At 60.7% G+C, this 19,629-nt stretch carries 16 protein-coding genes and 1 pseudogene; 6 read left to right on the top strand and 11 right to left on the bottom strand.

The window, feature by feature from the left end:
- Positions 1-180 precede the first annotated feature (180 nt).
- The 9 genes and pseudogenes from JQ600_RS09820 to JQ600_RS09780 all read right to left on the bottom strand — a co-directional run bounded on the left by JQ600_RS09820 (position 181) and on the right by JQ600_RS09780 (position 7,676).
- Positions 181-981 (bottom strand): annotated as a pseudogene (locus tag JQ600_RS09820) (sulfite exporter TauE/SafE family protein).
- On the bottom strand, positions 965-1,801 hold the full coding sequence (locus JQ600_RS09815; RefSeq protein ID WP_212489862.1) for a xanthine dehydrogenase: 837 nt from the start codon (positions 1,799-1,801) through the stop codon (positions 965-967). The pseudogene JQ600_RS09820 and the gene JQ600_RS09815 overlap by 17 nt, the downstream one beginning before the upstream one ends.
- A complete protein-coding gene (locus JQ600_RS09810) occupies positions 1,794-2,513 on the bottom strand; it encodes an ABC transporter ATP-binding protein (protein WP_212489861.1) in 720 nt (239 codons plus the stop codon). Before JQ600_RS09810 ends, JQ600_RS09815 begins: the two co-directional genes overlap by 8 nt.
- A 13-nt stretch (positions 2,514-2,526) precedes the next feature.
- Complete coding sequence (gene modB, locus JQ600_RS09805; RefSeq protein WP_212489860.1) at positions 2,527-3,192, bottom strand: molybdate ABC transporter permease subunit; 666 nt, start codon at positions 3,190-3,192, stop codon at positions 2,527-2,529.
- A 4-nt stretch (positions 3,193-3,196) separates the two neighbouring features.
- Positions 3,197-3,982, bottom strand: a complete 786-nt coding sequence (modA, locus tag JQ600_RS09800; RefSeq protein WP_212489859.1) for a molybdate ABC transporter substrate-binding protein — start codon at positions 3,980-3,982, stop codon at positions 3,197-3,199.
- A 60-nt stretch (positions 3,983-4,042) separates the two neighbouring features.
- A complete protein-coding gene (locus JQ600_RS09795) occupies positions 4,043-4,399 on the bottom strand; it encodes a winged helix-turn-helix domain-containing protein (protein ID WP_212489858.1) in 357 nt (118 codons plus the stop codon).
- 456 nt (positions 4,400-4,855) lie between these two features.
- The gene (locus JQ600_RS09790) at positions 4,856-6,976 is read right to left on the bottom strand and encodes an AAA family ATPase (protein ID WP_212489857.1); all 2,121 of its coding nucleotides are present in this window, start codon (positions 6,974-6,976) and stop codon (positions 4,856-4,858) included.
- Between the two features lie 92 nt (positions 6,977-7,068).
- Positions 7,069-7,221 carry a hypothetical protein gene (locus tag JQ600_RS09785; protein WP_212489856.1) on the bottom strand — a complete coding sequence of 51 codons (153 nt, stop codon included), beginning with the start codon at positions 7,219-7,221 and terminating at the stop codon, positions 7,069-7,071.
- Entirely contained in the window at positions 7,218-7,676 is a 459-nt protein-coding gene (locus JQ600_RS09780; RefSeq protein ID WP_212489855.1) for a hypothetical protein, read from the bottom strand. The genes JQ600_RS09785 and JQ600_RS09780 overlap by 4 nt, the downstream gene beginning before the upstream one ends.
- A 479-nt stretch (positions 7,677-8,155) precedes the next feature.
- Between JQ600_RS09780 and JQ600_RS09775 the strand changes: the two genes are divergently transcribed.
- Together JQ600_RS09775 and JQ600_RS09770 are read left to right on the top strand one after the other, a co-directional pair.
- Complete coding sequence (locus JQ600_RS09775; protein WP_312017251.1) at positions 8,156-8,443, top strand: helix-turn-helix transcriptional regulator; 288 nt, start codon at positions 8,156-8,158, stop codon at positions 8,441-8,443.
- Between the two features lie 203 nt (positions 8,444-8,646).
- Complete coding sequence (locus JQ600_RS09770; protein ID WP_212489854.1) at positions 8,647-11,280, top strand: P-loop NTPase fold protein; 2,634 nt, start codon at positions 8,647-8,649, stop codon at positions 11,278-11,280.
- Between the two features lie 441 nt (positions 11,281-11,721).
- Here the strand turns inward: JQ600_RS09770 and JQ600_RS09765 are convergent, their stop codons facing one another.
- Positions 11,722-13,521, bottom strand: coding sequence for a RelA/SpoT domain-containing protein (locus tag JQ600_RS09765; protein ID WP_212263044.1), 1,800 nt, complete (start codon positions 13,519-13,521; stop codon positions 11,722-11,724).
- Positions 13,522-13,820: 299 nt separating this feature from the next.
- On the opposite strand from JQ600_RS09765, the gene JQ600_RS09760 reads away from it, so the two are divergent.
- From JQ600_RS09760 to JQ600_RS09745, 4 genes are all read left to right on the top strand, one after another.
- The gene (locus JQ600_RS09760; RefSeq protein WP_212489853.1) at positions 13,821-14,894 is read left to right on the top strand and encodes a hypothetical protein; all 1,074 of its coding nucleotides are present in this window, start codon (positions 13,821-13,823) and stop codon (positions 14,892-14,894) included.
- Between the two features lie 23 nt (positions 14,895-14,917).
- Positions 14,918-16,285 carry a DUF2272 domain-containing protein gene (locus JQ600_RS09755; RefSeq protein WP_212489852.1) on the top strand — a complete coding sequence of 456 codons (1,368 nt, stop codon included), beginning with the start codon at positions 14,918-14,920 and terminating at the stop codon, positions 16,283-16,285.
- Between the two features lie 55 nt (positions 16,286-16,340).
- Positions 16,341-18,275 (top strand): hypothetical protein, encoded by a 1,935-nt coding sequence (locus JQ600_RS09750; RefSeq protein ID WP_212489851.1) that lies wholly within the window; start codon positions 16,341-16,343, stop codon positions 18,273-18,275.
- Between the two features lie 145 nt (positions 18,276-18,420).
- The gene (locus tag JQ600_RS09745) at positions 18,421-18,621 is read left to right on the top strand and encodes a hypothetical protein (RefSeq protein WP_212489850.1); all 201 of its coding nucleotides are present in this window, start codon (positions 18,421-18,423) and stop codon (positions 18,619-18,621) included.
- Here the strand turns inward: JQ600_RS09745 and JQ600_RS09740 are convergent, their stop codons facing one another.
- Positions 18,622-19,608 (bottom strand): DUF3616 domain-containing protein, encoded by a 987-nt coding sequence (locus JQ600_RS09740; RefSeq protein ID WP_212489849.1) that lies wholly within the window; start codon positions 19,606-19,608, stop codon positions 18,622-18,624.
- Positions 19,609-19,629: the final 21 nt, after the last annotated feature.

Raw genomic sequence — 19,629 nt, 5'->3', positions numbered from 1 at the left:
TGCCGCGTGCGGCAAGGGAGCATGCCGAGATCCGGTCGGCGACCTCCGCTCCGTCGATACGACCGCATTCACGCAGCCGCTGCGCGACCGACAGCATGGCGTCGAAGGGAGGACGTTAGCGCGCCGACATGCACGACGCTGCGACTGGGATTGAACCCCGATCCCACGGAGACGTCGCCGCTATTTGTGCTGCCAAACCTTGTAGGCCAAGGCCAGCAGGATGACGGCGAGCAGCGGCAATAGCGTGCCGGCCGGCACCAATCCCAACAACTGGCCGCCGATGAACGTGCCCCCGATCGATCCCGCCGCCATCACCAGCAGGAAAATCTTGTTCCGCCCGACGACTATGAAGCTCTGATCGCGGGTATAGCGCGTGAACCCGACCAGCATCGTAGGCAGGCTGACGGCGAGCGACAGGCTGCCCGCGAGCTTGATGTCGGCGCCGAACAGCAGCACCAACGTCGGGATCAACAGTTCGCCGCCAGCGACGCCGAGCAGTGAGGCCACGACGCCGATGATGAAGCCGGCGACGACACCGGCGACGGCTTGGGCTGCGCCCGTCAGCCAGGTCTAACCGACGGTCGCGTCATGGCCCAGGATCAGGATGATGGCGATCAACACCAGCATCGTGGCAATGACCCGGTAGAGGGTCTCCGACTTGAGGCGCGTCGCCCATGCAGCCCCCATCCATGCGCCGATCAGGCTGCCCGCCAGCAGGTTGACGATGATCGGCCAGTTCGCAGCGACGTCGGCGAACGGCACGGCCCGCGACCGGAACAGCAGCGCGGTCGCAACCACGATCAGGCTCATGGTCTTGTTGAGGATCACCGCCTCAAGCGCCGGGAAGCGGAACATGCCGATAAGCAGCGGCAGCCGGAATTCGGCGCCACCCAGCCCGATCAACCCGCCGAGGGTGCCGATGACGGCGCCGCCGAGGAAGGCGGACACGGGGTTACGTTGGGTCTCAATTGCCGGGGTCATGCGTCGCTCCTGCTGTCGACCGGATGTCGCCGATTGCACGGCACACGCCCTCCGCGATCCGGCGCGGCCGTTCGCCGATGCCAAAAGCATTCGAAGGATCGCCGCGCGGATCGACCTCGATGATTTTCGTGTTTTGGGCGACGGAAACGCCGCTTCGGGTAAGGCCCCGGATAACCCCGGACAGTGGGGCGGACAGTTCAACCGATCCGATACGTCCGACAATTTGGCCCGCAGCTATGCTTTCGCCGATGCGCGCCATGGTCTCGAAGCGTCCGGCCACCGGCGCGTAGATAAACCGGGCGCGGCCGACTCCGCCGAGAGATCGCGGCTCGCCTGCCAGCGGCAGCGTCGCTCCGGTGCTGACGAAGTCGCCCAGGCGTTCGCCCCAGGCCGTTTCGATCGCGATATCCACCAGCTCGCCGGCGATGAAGTTCGGGCCCAGTCCTATCGTGAGCGGCGCCATCCCGCGCTGCCGATCCGGAATGGATCGCTTGCGCAGACGGGCGTCGACGAGTGCGAACCAATTCGAGACTCGCAGCACCTCAGTGAAAGGCAGGACGGTAACCGGGATGACGTGGCCTGCTATCATCGCTTCGCTCAAGTCGGCCGGGCGGTCGAAGCGTTGCGCGCTGACCCCGTCGAGCGTCGCCCCGCCGTCGAACACCGCGTCGGTGAAGGCCATGCCACGGCGTGGGGCGACCGGAGCTGCGTCGTCATGCAACATTACGGGGTAACCGCGGCGGAAGAGCAGGACGGCGACGGCCGAACCGACATCCCCCGTTCCGCGGATCAAAACCGGCGGTCTGACCTGTTCAGCCATCTGTCTCCCCCGAGGGGAAGTCCAAGGCTTCTCGCACCCGCCGGCTTGCGGGCGCACCCAGCACATCGGCGGGACGGCCGGTCTGCAAGGTCTTGCCGGCGTCGAGCACGCACAGACGGTCGGCGAGCGCCGCGGCCTCGTCGAGATCGTGCGTGACGAGGATCGTCGGCACCGAAACGGATTTCCGCAGTTCGCGCAGTTCATCGTGGAGGCCGCGCCGGGTCCGGCGGTCGACGGCGGAGAACGGCTCGTCCAGCAACAGGACATCCGGCTCACGGGCCAGCGCGCGGGCGACGGCCAGGCGCTGCTGCTGGCCGCCGGAAAGTGCGCCGGGCCGGCGTTCCTCCAGCCCGTCGAGGTGAACGAGGCGAAGAAGTGCCCGGGCGCGTTCAACCCGTTCGCCGGGCGGTCGGTGCGCCAGGGCGACCGTCAGATTGCGCAGCGCCGACATGTGCGGAAATAGCGCGTACGACTGGAAGACCAGGCCGACCCCGCGAAGATGCGGCGGAAGGTCGACCGACTTCGCGCTGTCGAACCAGGTGGTGCCGCCGCTGATCACGCAGCCTTCGGCAGGCTGGTAGAGGCCCGCGATCGTACGCAGCACGGTCGTCTTCCCGGCTCCGGACGGGCCGACGAGAGCCAGCATTTCTCCCGCTGCGCACGAAAGATCGACGGCGAGAGGAATGGGGCCTGACTGCCGAACGCTCACCATCAGTCCCCCGGAATCAGACACGACGGCCGACCCGCGCAGAGAGGGCGTAGGTGACACCGAGCGCCGCGAGGGAGATCAGAAGAAGTAGCGCCGACATGGCGCCGGCCGCGGCGGTGTCGAAGGCCTGAACGCGGTCGTAGATCGCGATGGCGATGGTACGGGTTTCGCCGGGAATGGAGCCGCCGACCATCAGAACGACGCCGAATTCCCCGAGCGTGTGCGCGAACGCGAGCACCAGGCCGGTCACGATACCTGGCCAGGCCAGCGGGAGATCGATCAGCCAGAGCACGCGCCAGGGCGGCATGCCCGTGACCGCCGCGGCCTCGCGCACGTCGGTAGGTATCGCCTCGAAGCCGCGCTGCATCGGCTGGACCGCAAAAGGTAGGTTGATCAGGATCGAAGCGAGCAGCAGGCCTTCGAAGCTGAAGGCCAGCGGATGTCCGAAGACCGCGCGCCAACCTTGCCCGAGCGGCGATCCGCTGCCGAATGTCACCAGCAGATAGAACCCGATCACCGTCGGCGGCAGCACCAGCGGCAGCGCCAGCAGGGATTCGCAGAGGCCCCGCCCCCGGAAGCGGTGGAAGGCCAGGCCGCGGCCGAGGAAGATACCGACCGGCAGCAAGAAGAGTACGGTCAGCGCACTGAGCCGGAGAGAGAGCGTGAGCGCCGGCCAGTCCATTGGTTCAACTGACTTCGCCGGGCAGCCCGAAGCCAAACTTGCGCAGCACCGCGCGGGCCGGCGGCGACTGCATGTATTCGTAGAAGGGCTTTACGGTGTCGCCGGCGTTCTTCATCAGCACCATCCGCTGGCGCAGCGGCTTGTGCCACGCGGCAGGGACGAGGGTGTAGGTGCCAAGCTTGCTCACCTCCGGAGATAGCGCCAGCGAGTAGGCGAAGATGCCGCCCTGCGCGGATCCGGAGGTGGCGAACTGCGCCGCCTGCGAGACGTTTTCGCCCAGCACCATCTTGGGCTTTACGGTGTCCCACAGCCCCTTCGACTCCAGCGCCTGCTGCGCAGCGACCCCGTAGGGCGCGTGCTCCGGATTGGCGATCGCAAATTTCTGGATGCGGCCGTCGGCTAAGGCCGCCTTCAGGTCGGAGAAGTCGGCGTCAGGCTTCAACGATGATCCGGTCGGGGCGAACAGTACGATGCGGCCTTCGGCATAAAGCGCCCCGCGGTCCAGCGTCTTGCCGGAATCGGCGAGTTTGAAGACGAAGCCCTCGTCAGCGGACAGGAACATCTCGAACGGCGCGTCCTGCTCGAGCTGGCGCGCGAAATTCCCCGACGAGCCGTAGGTGACCTTGAGGTCCTTTCCGGTGTCGGACTTGAACTGGGCGGCGACGGCATCCAGCGCGAATTTCAGGTCCGACGCGGCGGCGATCGCAGGTGCGTTCTGGGCGGACGCGTGGGCTAGGGAAAGGACGGTCGCCAGCGCGAACGCAGCGAGCCTCGGCAACCGATACTTCATGACAACCCCCGATATAGCAACATGGCTATATCGGGAACCATATTCCTCTGAGGTAAGGGGTCAACGGGATTTTTTGACCGCCAGAACGGCGAGTTTCGCGAGATCGCCGGCGATCGCCGAGCGGGTCTTTTTCTCCATCCGCCGGTAGGATTCCAGCACCTTGCGCCCGGTGGACGTCAGTTGGGCGCCGCCGCGCGAATTGCCGCCCTTGGCGGACACGACCACCGGCTCGGTGAAGTACGCGTTCATGGTGTCGATCAAGTACCAAGCGCGTTTGTAGCTCATACCCATGCGGCGGCCGGCGGCAGCGATCGACCCGGTCTCGTCGATGGCTTGCAGCAGAGCGGCCTTGCCGGGCCCCAGAAGGGTTTCTGGATCGAGGCTGATGCGCAGTTCGATTTTGGGGGCGTCGGTCATCCGCTCATCCTATCCGAAACCGCTGGCCTCTACAGTCGGCGCGGCCCAAGCCGGTGGTATTTTGACCACCGCGCGCGGTACGCTGCCGCTGGTAACTTTTGCGCCGGGGAACTTCGCCTACCGGATTGGCTCATAGGGGTGCCGTCCGGATCGCACCGGCGCTCCACCCCGTTCGCATTCGGTGTGCAGACCAGTCCGCTGGCGCGTGGAGTGGTCGTGGTTTCATCGGTTTCGCAGTCTCTTGGCACTAGCTAATTGCCCTGGTGCTGCTGCCTGTACGCCCACGGAATCTGCCGGCGCCACCGCCGCCGAGTAACGGTCCAAGAGACGAAATAATATGGTAGGCGAGAGTGCCCTTCGCGGTTCACTTGTCGCGTGGGATCGACCCATCGAATTCATCAAGGCGAGAGCCATCCGACCCCAAATGCATAAGCGCCTTGGCTTGTTTGCAACCGGTCAAGCCGAGACGCGAATCGCCGTATGGGAGCATGCCGAGATCCGGTCGGCGACCTCCGCTCCGTCGATGCGACCGCATTCACGCAGCCGCTGCGCGACCGACAGCATGGCGTCGCGATGGTCTTCAAGAAGTAGGCGACACGCCTCGGCTTGTCTCTGAAGCTCCGCATTGACCGCTCTTCGGACGTCGGGAAAGCCGAGCAACCTTTCGGTTTCGCTCGCCGGTGCGCGAAAGATCAGCGGGGTCGGCCCCGCCAGGCCGAGTGAGCCAATCATGGCGCATGCGAGTTGGGTTGCCTGGTCGATATCGCCGCCTTTTCCACCCGCTCCATGCGACGGTCTGTCGAAAATCAAAGTTTCTCCGACACGTCCGGCCAAGATCGCCTGAAGCCGCCGACCGTAGTCGTCGGCGGTATGCAGCAGGCGCCCGGGCCGTGGCCGCGCGACCATGCCGCCGCGCGTTGCCGTCGCGGCGACGGAAGCGAACACGCCCTCAGGCCCGAAGTGCAGGACGTCGACGACGATATGGGCCGCCTCGTGGACACAAGCAACCCAGATTTCCCGCTCGGAGCGATCGTCTTCACCGAGGAGCGCCTTCTTAAGGTCATCGAGTGTTATCGCCCGGTCGCCTGCGTTGCGCGTGGCGCGCCGCGCATCCTTCACGATACGTTCGACGTCGGCGCCGACCATGCCGATCGCTAGTTCAGCCAAAGGCATCAGGTCGTCGTCCCGCAGATCTTTCTGCAGTCGAACCCGAAACATGCGCTCGAGTTCGGCAACGTCCGGAAAACCGATTCTGATGATCTTCTCCAGGCGGCCGGCTCTCAACAGCGCAGGGTCGCAACGAGACAGATCGTTACTACACCCGATTATTACGACGCCCTCACGGCCTTTAATGCCGTCTATCTCGGCCAACAGCGCATTGACCACCTGGACAGAATAGTCCCGATGCGAATGCGACATCGAGCTTCGAGCACCGACGCTGTCGCACTCATCAATGATGATGCAAGCTGGTGCGTTTGCGCGGGCTTCCTCGAAGCTTTTTTTCATGGCTCGAAGCAAATGACCGAGATGGCCTTCGCCGCTCGACTGCCACGCAGCCATGTTCGCGTCGCCGACCATGTGCAGACCCGCCTCGGCGCAGTACACGGAGGCGAACGTCGTCTTGCCGCAGCCGGGAGGTCCTTCGAGCGCGATTGCGGACGAAGCAGCACTCCACGGAATGCGCCCCTGCTTCCATGCTTGTATGTCGGCGATACTGTCTTTTGCCCATGCGCGAGCCTCCCCCAATCCGTGAAGCTGGGAGAGAACAAGTCCGCGGGCGCCCGCTTTCGCATGCTTCAGATCGGCGAGGCGACCAAGCTCCCCGATGCATTGTTCGGGAGTACGGTCGAAACGGATGGCGACGATCAGGTCTTCGACCGTGGCACCGGAGCCGATCGAGCAATCCAATGCGATCTCACAGCGGCGTGCCGTAACGATGCGGATCGTCCGCTCGATCGTCGTGGCGTCGATGCGCGGGAAGTCGAACTTCGTTGATGCGGCTTTGATGAGACAGCTCGGAAGATGAGACCTTGCAAGCGGCGAAATGCCAAAAAAGGGAAGGCCTAGAGACAGGCCATGCAAGGCGGCCTTTTCTCGTTCGTCGACGGTCGCGCCCTTGGGGGGCTCGCCCACCGTCATGAATAGTACGTCGAGTTCTTGGCGACGCCGAAATCCCTGTTGTACAATATCGACCTTACGTCGACCCTGGAAAAAAAGATCCTGCCAGGCTTGCGAGACACGACTCAATGCCCGCGGATCGGCGACATCGACCAAGATCGTCGGAGCACCCTTCAACACCGCCGTGAGTAGGTCGCTCCGTTCGTCGAAGTATCGCGAAAGCTGGAGTTCCACGGCTACACGGCCCGCGTCTGGTGGACGATCGGTCGAGCGGTTTGCGGAGCTTTGATCAGCCTCCTCCTCGGAATCAAAGTCCAGCGCCCCGTCCGAGCGATTTCGGAGTGCGCCGAACCCGCGGCCGGCACGCCGGCCAAACGCAGCAGCTTCTTCGATCTGGTGATGGAATTGAATCGACTGTCGCCAATGGCGCCGGTAGGTGGCCAGCTCGAGCGGGCCCATGCCGGCGCGCGACGCGATCCTTCCCAAGGACCGAGTTGGTATGTGGCATCCGCCCTCGGCAGAAGCGACTTCGTTAGAGGCGAGAGAGTGGTTCATTTGCCCAGCTCGACGGTCATGTTGGGGTCGAAGCCGGTGGTCTCTCCTGCGTATCCGGAAGGATTCGAGATCAGGCGGGTCCGACCGATGGGGTAGCCGCCGAAACCGGGGCAGTCCGAATGAAGATCGGACATGGGTTGAACGATCACGGCGCCTCTCCTTCGTCGAACGGGTTCGGAGGAAAGGCGCGCCGAGCAAAGCTCCGACGGCCGAGCCAGAGATTGTGCACGAGCCACGACGTCGCTAGACGCGTACGGTGCAAATGATCCAACGGCATCGTGCGCAGCTTGTGCGAGAGTACGAACGCTGCAGCAGCGTTATCGAACGCGCAACTGAGGAGCGTCGTCATCGGCATGTCGACCTTGATGCCGATGCGTTCCGGCGGTTTACATGGAAGGACGAGTCCGATAGCGGCCGCGGCGTCGCCTTTCGCTGCGCGACGCCATTCCGGGATCGTTGAGGAAATGGTGGCTACGAAAGTCGCCACCTCCTTCATCCTTTCCTGGTCGAACTCCTCAGCACGCAAGTCCCGCCAATAGGACAGGGCGGCCGGCCAGGGGTCTCCGGGCCCGTGGCCGGAATCGTTTTTTGGGATGTTGTCCATGGACGAATTCCGTCGTTCGCGCACGAGACGTCCAGCGCGCCAATAATTAAGTTTTGAAATTCTGATGACCGGTCTCAGGGGCGGGCCAAGGGCTGTGCTCGCCGTGATCTCGCTCAGCGGACTATTCGATCTGGTGGACCCAGCCCAGGAAGCGAGCAAACTCGGACCGTTGGCCATCGACCCTCGGTTTTGAAAGAATTTGGAATGCCCCTCGGTTACGGCGCATCTCGACAGCGCCCGCCTCAGAAGAAGCCAACGGCCAGGTCGCGTTCGAGGTGTATTGCTTGTAGTTCACGTCCGCTCCGATTTAATGTGATTTATCACATAGCACAGCAGAAACGATATCGGTAGCGTACAGCTACTGAAAATTTGACATGGTTAACGTAAGGGTAAGACGATTGGTAGAAATCTAACTGTTCGGCAAGCCGGCGTCGTACGCCACGACACGGCTCCAGTTAGTGCTAACCGAGGCTTTCGACGTGGATGAAGACTTGCTCACGCCAGCATTGATACGCGCGGCAAGAGCTCTCCTTGGCTTCGATCAAGCGGCGCTTGCGGAAAGCTCCGGCATTTCAAGGAAGACAATCTCATTGATCGAAGTCGACGAACGGGAAAAGCTCGATCCTCGCCGAAAGGAAGTCCTGATCAAACTACGCCGGCACCTGGAGAAAGATATGGATGTCGAGTTCACCTTCGCAAGCGGCAAGTCAGGTGAGGGCGTCAGGCTAAACCGCGCTCGGAAAAAATCTCCCAACAAGTCGCGCTGACGGCTCGCGCGCCCGCGCGGCGCTGGCCATTGGTCGCGGTGAGGAGAAAGCGCCGCAACTCCCTAGGGACTTCCCGGGGCTTACGGACCCCCCGCAGACCGGCAAACTAATATGCCACTAATCCCGGTGTCTCGCTTGCCGACGGACTCCTTGGCATTCGCGATCGCCTTCAGGTAGCGTTTGAATCGAAACCGGAGTGGATCATGGTCGACCTGGGCGGACCGAACTTTGTCACAGTGACGCGCACAATTCTCGGCAAGGCGCAGATTTCCGGGATGCGTTTCACCGGTCTCACGGAGCGCTTGATCGCCGAGACGGTAAGATGTCTCAAGTACAAGAAGGCGCACGTCGACGAACTGTCGTCAACGTCCTTCGTGCTCACCACGTTCCTCTATCTGCGTACCACGGTCGAGAAATCGGAAGAGCTGGACGACTTGAGATCCGCACTGTCGTCTTCCGGGCTGACGGACGTCGACTTGGAGGAAATGTTGGACGGCTTCTTTTCCAAGCGACCCCCGTTGCCGGCCGAAACGCCGGACGAATACGACCAGGAGGCCGGCTTCAACGTTACCCTCGGTCCGGGGTTTCGGCAGGTTCTCAGAGGTTCCCCTTCTGGCGAACCTCTTTCGGCAAATGGGCTACTTCGCTCGCTCCTGGAAGATAAGGACACCGGCATCTCCAAAAGAGTGAGAGAACTTCAGGAAGCCAAGAAGGGCATGACTGTCCATTTCTCGGACGGCGGCGACGAGGCCCCCGCGGAGCTCGAACAGCCGCCGTCGGGTCCGGTAGTGGATGCTCCGCAGCCGCCGGAGCCGGTCGCGGGTTCTCTCGCAGCGCGGCGCCACGTCAGGATGACGCGCGAAGCCAGGCTCGAAGAGTTAGCCCTCAACGTCGAAGATTACGCGAAGGCCCTTGCCACGATCCTGCGGGTATCGGAAGGCGAATTCAGCTTCGCATTGTTCGGCAAGTGGGGCAGCGGCAAGACGACGTTGTTGAGACCTCTGAAGCCGCTTTTGGAGGACCCGGCCGAGTATCGGAAGAACGTGGTGGTACCGAAAGGCGAAGCTTATGCCGATTTGCGCTACAGGGTCGTCGTTCATAACGCCTGGAAGTACAGGAGCCCGCCGGAAGCCTGGGTCTACCTGTACAAGAGTCTGGCGACCGCAGTCGCAGCTACTGCCGGTCCGCTGGAACGCTGGGCGATCGCCCTGCGCGTAGCCACCGATCGGAATGGGTTCATAGCGCTGTTGGCCTCGCTTGTCGCTGTCGCGTTTGCTCTCGTTCCCATCCAGGCGAAATTGCAATTGCTCTCGCTGTTGGCTTCTGCAGTCGGTATCTCCGCGCTCATATATCTTGCGGCGATCTGGATGGGCGCCGGCAGCAAGGTCAGGCAATTGTTTCATCGCAACCTTCGGCTGGTAGGTCGCGACGAGAACCTCGGGATGCTCGCCTTGATCGGGGACGACGTCCGCTTCCTCATGAAAGGATGGACCAAGGAGCGAGGTCCCTCGTTGACTTGGCGCAAGCTGGCCGTTCCCATCGCTTGCGTCGCGCTCGTCACGGCAACGTGGGCGGTTGCCCTCTGGCGGGGTTCCCCCTTCGACCTGTCGACGATTGCGCGATACCTAGGGCTTTCGTGGGAAGCCCCTTCAGGACACTCGTCAGTCGACGCGACGCATTGGCTGGTCCTCATGATTTGGATGGTGTTCGCCCTGTTTCTGGTGATCCTTCCGAAATTTGCTCGAGAGCGCAGGCCGGATAAGGTTCTTCTGGTCGTCGACGATCTGGACCGCTGCACGCCGACCGAGATGTTGAGCGTCATCGAGAACGTCCGTCTCCTTCTGGACGACGACGAGATAAACAGCAGACTGCAGGTATTGATGCTCGTCGACGAGGACGTTCTCAATCATGCCATCGCATCCCGCTATGAGACGATGATCGCGGATCGAGCCAAAGGATCGAGTGGCGCTCCGCTGGCGGATGTGAAGAATGACATCGTGTCGGAGCAGATCGAGAAGCTCTTCGCGTGCCATTTGCGGTTCTCCCATCTGTCGGACAAGAACGTCGAGGAACTGGTCACTAAGCTGGCCAGCTACGAGAACGAGCAACTCCGCAAGGAAAGCGAAGAACTACGTCGAGCCGAGACTGACAAGCTAGTTAAGGAGGGGGAGCGCAACCTGCGTGAGGCGACCGAACAGGAGGCCTCCGCGCAAAGGCTCCATGATGAGGTTGCGGCCGGCAAGCTGATACGTCGAATTGACGAAGATGGTCCGTCCATACATCAGCCCCGAACGGCAGACAGGATGCGTATGGGCGATTACCGTCCGATGGGTCTCGAGGAGCAGCGACAGGCGAGATCGAAGAATGAACGCATCGATACGACCAATCGCGAAATCGCATCCATGACCGAGGAGCAAAGGCTGGCGCAGCGGCCGGACGCGATCAAAGCGTTGGAGAACGCGCGACAGAAGAAGGAAGTGTCCCAAAGGGATCTCGACGCTCTGGCGCGAAATCCAATCGAGCCTGCGCCGAAGCCTTCTGAAGCGCCCTTCGAAACGGGTGACGTGAGGTTCTCAGACGAAGAGGTCGAGAAGCTTCGCGGCTTCATGCCCTATTATTTCCGCGCAATGAAGCGACGACCGAGTCCTCGTTCGATAAAGGCCTTTCTATTCAAGCTGCAGCTTGCCCGATTGCTTATGCAGCTTCGCTACCCGAACCTTCAGGATGAAGGAGCGCGGATGGACGAGTTGTTGAAGGCATTTCAAACGGAGGCGGTCGCCTCTAGCGAAGAAGAGAGCAGGAGCGACTATGCCCTGATCGTGCGGCAAGTGCTCTAGCGATGGTGACGGCGCATGTCCCGTTCGGCGATGGAGGTCCCAATCCGACGGAGCGTTGGGTCGGATCGGTTCGAAGATCCGACCTCCAATTCTCGAGCGAGCAGCTCGCTGTCCTCGGCGGCGTCAAATGACGTCTAGGGACGCTCGAACCGGCGGCGTCGCAACGAATAAGATGGAGGTATCATGATACTAAAAATCGTGACGATCCGAACCTCGGAAACTCGTGGGCTCGATGGCCCCGCTGCGGCATTTTGGGCTGAAACCATCCGTGGACGCGGCAGTTAAGTCATTGGCAACGCGTTGACACTTACAGTTTCCACCTCCACATTGAGGTAGGTCGCCGATTCGAAGCTTGCAGTTGTACCCGCTTAGAGTTAAACGCCGTCGATCCAATCCAACGAAAGATCCGCAAATGCGCCGTCCGATTTTCCCTTGGGAAGCCTAAAGCCTAAGCTTTCGCTTCCAGCCGTACGACTTGTACAGTTCGAAATAACCCATCCCTTGATCGTTAGGTTCAGCCATCTTCGTGGCCTCGTCGATCAGACGTAGACCTTCATCGATCTCCCCATCTTCTCCAAAAACAATGAGGAAAGCGCCTTTCGTATCCAGGTGGGCGCTCGCCTCCATCTCTTCCGTAAATGGTTCGATTCTGGAAAGCAGATCTCGGACCTGGTCGCGCGCCGACGGGTCAATGCCGGGCCGCTCCAGATTCGTCTCGATGATGTAGTTGGCTAGATTGCACGCGAGAACGGCCGTCGGGGCGTTTATCGGATGGCCTCCGAAAAAGCTTTTGATCAGCCCGATTGCATCCGCGACCCTGTTGGTCTGGTGAAGCGCGGCAGCCCTCACAAAAATTCCGTGGATCTCATCCTTGTTCTCCGAGGACCATTTGTTTAACGCGTCATCGATCGTTCTGTCGAGAATTCTGTCCTCTCGGAATGAAGCGAGGAAGGTATAGAGCTTCAAACGCTCCATTGACGTGACGCCACTTTCTTCGAGTTCGCGGATCGATTTCAGTATTTCCCTCAGTTCTTCGTCGAGAGCGGGACACACAGCGAGACGCTCCGACCCCGACTTGATCCTGTCCAATACCGCGCGATAGGTTTTCCTCGCCGCTTCGACCACATCCTGTTCGTTCAACCTGGCCATCAGCTGCTGCCGAGCGGTCCGCGTCAGTGTTCGCATGAGGTCAACGCGAACTTGGATCGCATCGCGCAAAGTCTGACTTTGGACCTCGATGGCTTGCAGGCTGTCGCCGAAGCTTTCCATCAGTGTCTTTAGGCGTGGATCCAATTCGCCTGTAGGTTTGTACGTGAGGTCGTGCATCTTCGCACCCCATGCGTCGTGCAGCATGGTCTTTATCTGCAGCTCAATTCGCAACCCCGCCTTGTCGACCGCTTCCGACCGAATCTTGACATGCGTGGCGTGGTAGCCCTTTTCGCGATGCACCTTGGTAAGAGTTTCCCGACCCGTGTCGGCATCGCGATAGGGCTCCAGACTGAGGCCCCTAATCTTTGCCTCTAACTGAAACCTGTCCAGAAACATCTCAATCTGGTCAGGATAGTAGACGATCACTGTTGCTCCTACGATATCGATGATGTCCTCGACCTTGAACTTTGGGTTCTTTTGGACCGCTTCGTAATACTTCAGCACAATCTTGCCGGGTTCCTTAAATTCCTTTTGCACGCCCTGTTTGCGGGAGCGGGAGTAATGATCGGCAATGGTGGTCAATCTCGGGTCCTCGTCGATCTTCTCTATCGCCTCGGTTACAGCTTCTAGAAGTTCTAGATAGTTATCCCTGTTGTAAGTCATATGTCGCTCGACGGCGGCGCGGGCGGCCTCGAGTGTCGGTGCCACGTCTTTCGTGGTCGCGGGCAGCGTACTTACTTGGGAGGCTACCTCCACCACGCATGGGACGTCGGGCCATTTGGAAAAAAGTGCGTTGAGGAACGTGGATGATCCGTCCACGATGATTAGCTGCTTGCCTTCCCTTTTGATCGTTATGGGGGAGCGCTTTTTCGTTTTTCTGGCCGCGGCATCCGACATCAATCCGAACGCACTTACAATGCGCTCTTCGACAGCATGGGCCGCCAACAACTCGCCTGTCCTATAGGTTTCGTGTGGGCCCGACAGATCGAAGTAGAGAGAGTGTCCGTAGGGAAGCTTTTGCAATCGGCCGGTCACTTTTCGGCTCAGTCTTCTCTCGGCCCGCTTCCCGTTGACCCAAATCCTGAACTTCATCGACCACATCTCCGCAGCTTTCGAGAACCACAGGCGAGATTTCCGTCGCCATGCAACTCGTAGATACCCTAGGCCTCCGCTTGGTCGAAAGCCCGATCCGACCTGCGCTTGTCCAGTGAGACCCGATTTACCTAGTGAACCCCCTAGGAGTGCCCGGGGGCGTCCTGAGGCACTGTCGGCCGGGAAAAATCAATTCACGGACAGTAGTTATGAGTTTCTGGTCCGCCAACAAAACAGCCGCTACTCCGGATCCTGTCGGGACGGCTCGCGCCTCGATGAGGAAGCTATCGGAGCGCGGCGTGGAGATTCCCACACAGATATCCGCACCGATCATCGCGGTGCAGACCACCAACGGTCTGACGCAAGCAAGCCCGGAGACGCAGTCGCTTTTCTGGGCGGCCTACGGCGCGCTTAACTCCAAGATCAAGTCGCCGGAAGAGGCCAGGGGTTATTATCGGCGCTTCTTCTACGGGATCCTCACGGCACTGCTGTTGCTACAGCTGTACTTCTCGTCATTCGTAGCAGTGCAGAAGGGGTTGCTGGAAGTAAACAAGAGCATCGAGGCCGCGGACGTGATGCCGGCCGGGGCCGGAGCCGGGGTCGCTGCTGCGGCCGTCGCCGGCGGTACGGTACAGACCGCGGCACAGGCCGCGGCCCAAGCCAAGAATTCGGAGCTGGCCGGAAAGCAAGCTACGTACCTTCACGTCGCCGACTATCTAATGGGATTCCCGCGCAAGGTAGCGAGCTTCCTTGGCGTCATCGGACTGGGCACAAGCGAATACAAAGGAGAAAAGGACAGGCCCGAAGTCGTGGCTCAAGTCCAGCTTGAGCTCGCCACATCGTTCGTCGGTGGCTTCCTGCTGCCGGTGCTCTACGGAATGCTGGGCGCCATAGCATTCGTACTCAGGCGCCTCTCGGACGAGACCGTGGCCGGCGAGGAAACGTCTGCGCTGAAGAGAAAATATTCGTTGAGGGTCCCGATCGGCGCGTTGTCCGGCTTGGCAGCCGGGTGGCTGCTCCAGCCCTCGACCGGATCCGTTACCGCATCACTTTCCCCGTTCGCCCTTGCCTTCGTGGCCGGCTACAGCGCGGATCTCGTGTTCGCAGCGATGGATCGCATCGTGGGGGCGTTCACGACGCCGTCGCCGCTTCCGACGCCTCCGCCTGCTCCCGAGCTGCCATCTGCACCGCCCGAGCCCCCGGTCGACGACGGCACCCGGACCGACGAAGTGCAGCCCAACACGGCCAGCGAAGCGGCGCCTAACACTGCCGGCGGAGCGACAGCCGACACTGCCGGCGAAGCGCCGGTGCCGAGCCCGAGCGCAGAAGCCGCGACTCCGAGTTCAAGAGCTCAAGCCAATCAGGACGTGTAGCGGTTCCCCGAGGAGATGTTGTCATGAAAATAACTTTTGCTCAGGTTCAGTCCCTGGCGCCTTCGATGAAGGAGGAATATGCGGCCGCTTTCAGCTCGCCAAGCGCGAACGACATCCTCTCGAAATACAAGATATCTGCCAACGGACTGAGATTGGCGCATTTCTTCGCGCAGATGCTACAGGAAACAGGCGGCTTCAAGATCCAAATAGAGAGCCTTTGGTATTCTCCTTCGCGCTTGATGGCTGTATGGCCGCGTCGCTTTCCGACGTTGGAATTCGCACAGCAGTACGCGCACAATGAAGAGAAATTGGGCAATTACGTCTACGGTGGTCGGCTCGGAAACGTGAACCCAGGTGATGGCTTCAAGTACCGTGGACGTGGCTTGATACAGATGACCGGCCGGGCGGCCTATGCCAAATTCGGCCGCGACCTGGGCATCGACGACCTCGAAACGAATCCCGACCTCGCATTCCATCGGGATCATTGTCTTGAGATCGCCGCAGCGGAGTGGGGTGCGAGCGGGTATCACGGTAAGTCCTGCAACGAACTTGCGGATGACGACGATATCGTTGGTGTCACGTACGCGATCAATGGAGGCCAAACGGGGATTGACGATCGGCGCTTCTGGTTGAGTAAGACCAAGGCAGTCTGGACCAGGCCAACGCAATCTCCGGCTCTCGACCAGATGTCCAGTCGCGCCAACGCCAATCTCGAGCTTGATCTGTCCGAAACCGAGTCTTCCCACGTGGTCGATTTGCTTGCGGTCGATGCGGCGACGCCGAGCGGCTTCGGCGCCCGCGCGGCGGCCATCGCATTGGCCGAATGGCAAAGGTTCGGCGGGCAGACCTACGATATCGGCGGAAACGCCACCCGGGTCGGGCACAAGGAAGGCGAGGATCCCTACTACAAGTACGTCGGCAAATATTGGAAGGACGGTGTCAACAACGATACGCTCACCGGTCTCGATCACAGCGTGCCGTGGTCGGCCGCCTTTATTTCATGGGTCATGCGCACTGCCGGCGCTGGCACCCGTTTCAGCTACAGCCCGCAGCACTCGGTCTACATTTTCCGTGCGATCAAGGATTTGCTGCAGGCGCGGCCACAAGCGAGCTTCTATGGCTACCAGCTGCGGGAGTGGAAGCCGCAAGTGGGGGATCTCATCTGTTGGGCCAGACGAGAGGGGATCGACTATCACCATCAGAATGGCGGCGATTATCCCGGACATTGCGACGTCGTCGTCGAGGTGGGTAGCAATGAGGTGCAGGTGGTCGGCGGAAATGTGGGCAACTCGGTTACAAAGCGGCCCATAGGGCTGAACGATGGCGGTTTCCTGCGCCCAACCAATCAGGGAGGGGAAAATCTGTTCGCAATAATGCGCTGCAGGCTTTGAGACGCATAAAATGAGATTCGGACGGCGTGGCGCGATTGGAATGCGAACATATTAGATGGAAACACTTGCGAACTGTCTGAAGCGTATATTCCCGAAACGAACCGAGGAGGAGCAACCGTATTACGCCTGGCCAGGCATAGACGGATCGAGAGCGGCGGATTACGCCACGCCTCCGATGATTCCGGCAGACGTCTTCGCGGCCGCCGGTTACGCGCTGCAGTATAGCGGGGCATATCACCACGTCATCGCGGATGTGCCGGGCAGGAGCGGGCGGGCCGCTCGGCAAATCAAAGTTGACGGCGATTTCATCAGCCGCGCGCGCAGGATATCTGCGGTTTGGCGTACATTCACGCCGATATCGCACTTCTCCGCAAAAGATCCCAATGTGTTCGCGAAATGGCTCGCCACCGACGGTGAAGGGCTCAAGGATCTTTACGAGGCTTGGAATGCCGTTTGGTCCGTCGCGGGGCCCCGGAATGTTTTCGAGTTTATTCCGGCGAAGTCGGTTCCGCCCGACTGGTGGTGGGATGCCCTTCTTCTCATGATGGCCGCGGACGAGGCCGCAAAGGATATGGGGTTCGTCCGGTACAAACCATCGGCCGAGGGCAATTCACAGCCGTGGTTCTTCGCTCCCGTCGAGCAGACATTCTTCGCTGCGGCGGCTCGCACGATGGAGCAGGCTGTCCAGTCCAAAGGGCCGACGCGCATGCCCTATCTGTCATACAGTCCCGTGAGCACCATCTCAGTTGCTTCTCCCGACGTAGTTGCAGTTCTACCGAAGGCCCGTACGACTGCGGTCGGTTGCACGCTGCGATCGATGTCCCACCATTTGGCCCTCCTGCCGCCGAGGGGCATTGCTCGGGCTGCGTGGACACCATACCTCTTTGCCGACGCGCCGCCGGACGAACGGCACATGAACCTGCTGCTTGTTCCGTTTCCCTTCACCATACCCGCCTCCGCATTCGAACCTCAGCACGGGTATGCCGGGGAAGGTGGAAAACGGTGGGCGTTCTTCGGTGTCGAGCAGACGTGGCTTCAGGATGTCACCAAGGATAAGCTGTTGGATTTCGTGAAGGCCCTTGCGGGCGAGGCGAAATCCGAGGCGGACGCGATCCATGGCATAGTTTTCCCCGAATTGGCCCTCGACGAGGGCACTTGGGATCATCTCAGAAGCGAACTTCCGGAGGCGCTGCCTGAGTTGGAGCTATTCGTCGCTGGCGTATCCGGCGACGGGGATCGAGAGGGAAATTTCGTTCGCGTCGCGGTCTTCCAGCGATCCAACGGCAGCGGCGGAAGCGACGACACTGCGGAGCGAGTAGGCTTCTGGTCCACCCGCGAAAAGCATCACAGATGGACGCTGGATAGAGACGAAGTGTTGGCCTACGGTCTGGAGGGACGATTGAGCCCATCGATATCCTGGGCCGAAGATATCGACCTCTTGAGCCGGCGCGTTGATTTTGCGGTAATTAGACAATCCTCCGTCATCTCGGCCATGATCTGCGAGGACCTCGCAAGGGTCGATCCCTGTCAGGAACTGATAAGAGCCATCGGACCGAGCATCGTCTTCGCGCTTCTTATGGATGCTCCGCAATTGAAGGCGCGCTGGCCGGCGAGGTACGCCACCATCCTGGCGGAGGACCCCGGGTCTGCGGTGCTCACGCTAACTTCCCGCGGGCTCATGACTCGCCAACATCGCATAGGCAAGCACCCGTCCAAGAAATCCGACGACCGTATCATTGCGCTTTGGCGCGACGACGACCGGACGGATCCGATCGAGATCGCCTGCCCGATGGACTGCCACGCCGTCCGTCTTACCCTTTCAGGAGTGCCGGTTGTCGATCGGACCCTGGACGGGCGGGAGGACCGAAGCGCCGTTGCCTGGCGCTACGCGAACCATGCGCCGGTGTGTCTAAAGGACGTCACCAGCAAATATTCGGATGTACTCGGCCAGGACGATCTTGCACTGCAAGCGTCAAATCGGACAGCATGACGCAGGTCACGGCGAGGTTGTATTCGGGGGATATACCCTAAAGGCGCCGCAAATCTCTGGTATCCGAGGGGTACGCAACGGAACCTTAGAACTTGAAAAATACACTAGGAATGACAATATATTAGATGACCAAAAGGTTAATTAGATGATGTTCGTCGCCCGCAAAATCATTGAACAGCTCGTCGAGCATCAGAAGCAGGTTGCGGCCTCGCCCGAGGTGGTGGCCGGCGAGGCCATGCCCGGCTATCGGAGCTATGTGTCGGCCATGCGGGAGCAGGTGGCGCCCCCTCCGCAAGAGCCCGGCGGTTCGTCCGGCCAGAACACCCGTCGTGGGACCGCTGAGTAGTCAGGGCTTCAAGATAACGCTTCTGAACGACTGTTCGGTGCGGGGAACGTCCTTGCATTCGCCGCCGCCAACCGGAAATGTTCCGTCGTCGCTCAAGATCTGAACCTCTCCCGTTTCCGAGATCGCGAACATGGCCTCCGGAGAGAGGCCCTTCAAGGAAGGCGTATCGACAAGCTCAAGATCTTCGCCGGACTCTTTTCCGGACCAACGAAACAGCTTGAAGTCTCCTTTGCCATCGATCGGCCCCGCGACGATCAAATAAGTGCTTCCTACACGCTCGATGCTTCGGATGCCTCGACCCTTCAAATCCAGTTCGATGGGATTTCCGAAGCTGGCTTCCGCCTTCTCACGGACTTCCGGCTTCTCGTCGACCAATACGGTTGGATTCTTGAGCGGAATGATAAGTGCCTTGTTGCCGGGCAAAGGGTTGCGAAACCCGATCAGAAGCCTCCCGTCGCCGCCATCGGCGAGGCCTTCGATATTGAGAGCGCCCACAGTCTTGGGAGGTTTGGTGGCGGCTTCCCCGAGCTTGTACTGGGTAAGTTTGGAGAGATCCTCGACCAACTTGGAATAGGGTTTTCCGACGGGACGTACGGTAGGCGGCGAGGATCCCGGCACGAGCTCGGTCGCAAAAAATCTACGACGACGATCCTGAACCTTTCCTTCGCTATTCGTCCCATGCGAGGAAATCCAGAAGATGGTGTTGCCGACGCGTGCAGCCCCCTCCAAGTCTGATTCCTTGTCCGGCTTGGTATCTAGGAACTTAGACAGGTCCACTTGTGCAACGGAGGAGGGTTGTCCTCTCCGGTACACGCGCAGCACGTTCATCTCGTCATCGGCTACGACGAAGTGATCCGCGTCCAAGGCCACGGACGCGGAGGCATCGCACATCTCGCGATAAGTGGTGATAGTGGAGTCCGCCGCGGTTGCCGCTCCGCTCAGGAGGCTCGTCGCCGCGCAAATCGCGTAAGTGAACCCATTCTTCATGTTGGCACTCCTGTCGCGTCG

This window comes from Bradyrhizobium sp. AUGA SZCCT0176 (assembly GCF_018130145.1).
Classification (GTDB): domain Bacteria; phylum Pseudomonadota; class Alphaproteobacteria; order Rhizobiales; family Xanthobacteraceae; genus Bradyrhizobium.
This window is presented reverse-complemented; position numbering and strand designations above follow the sequence as displayed.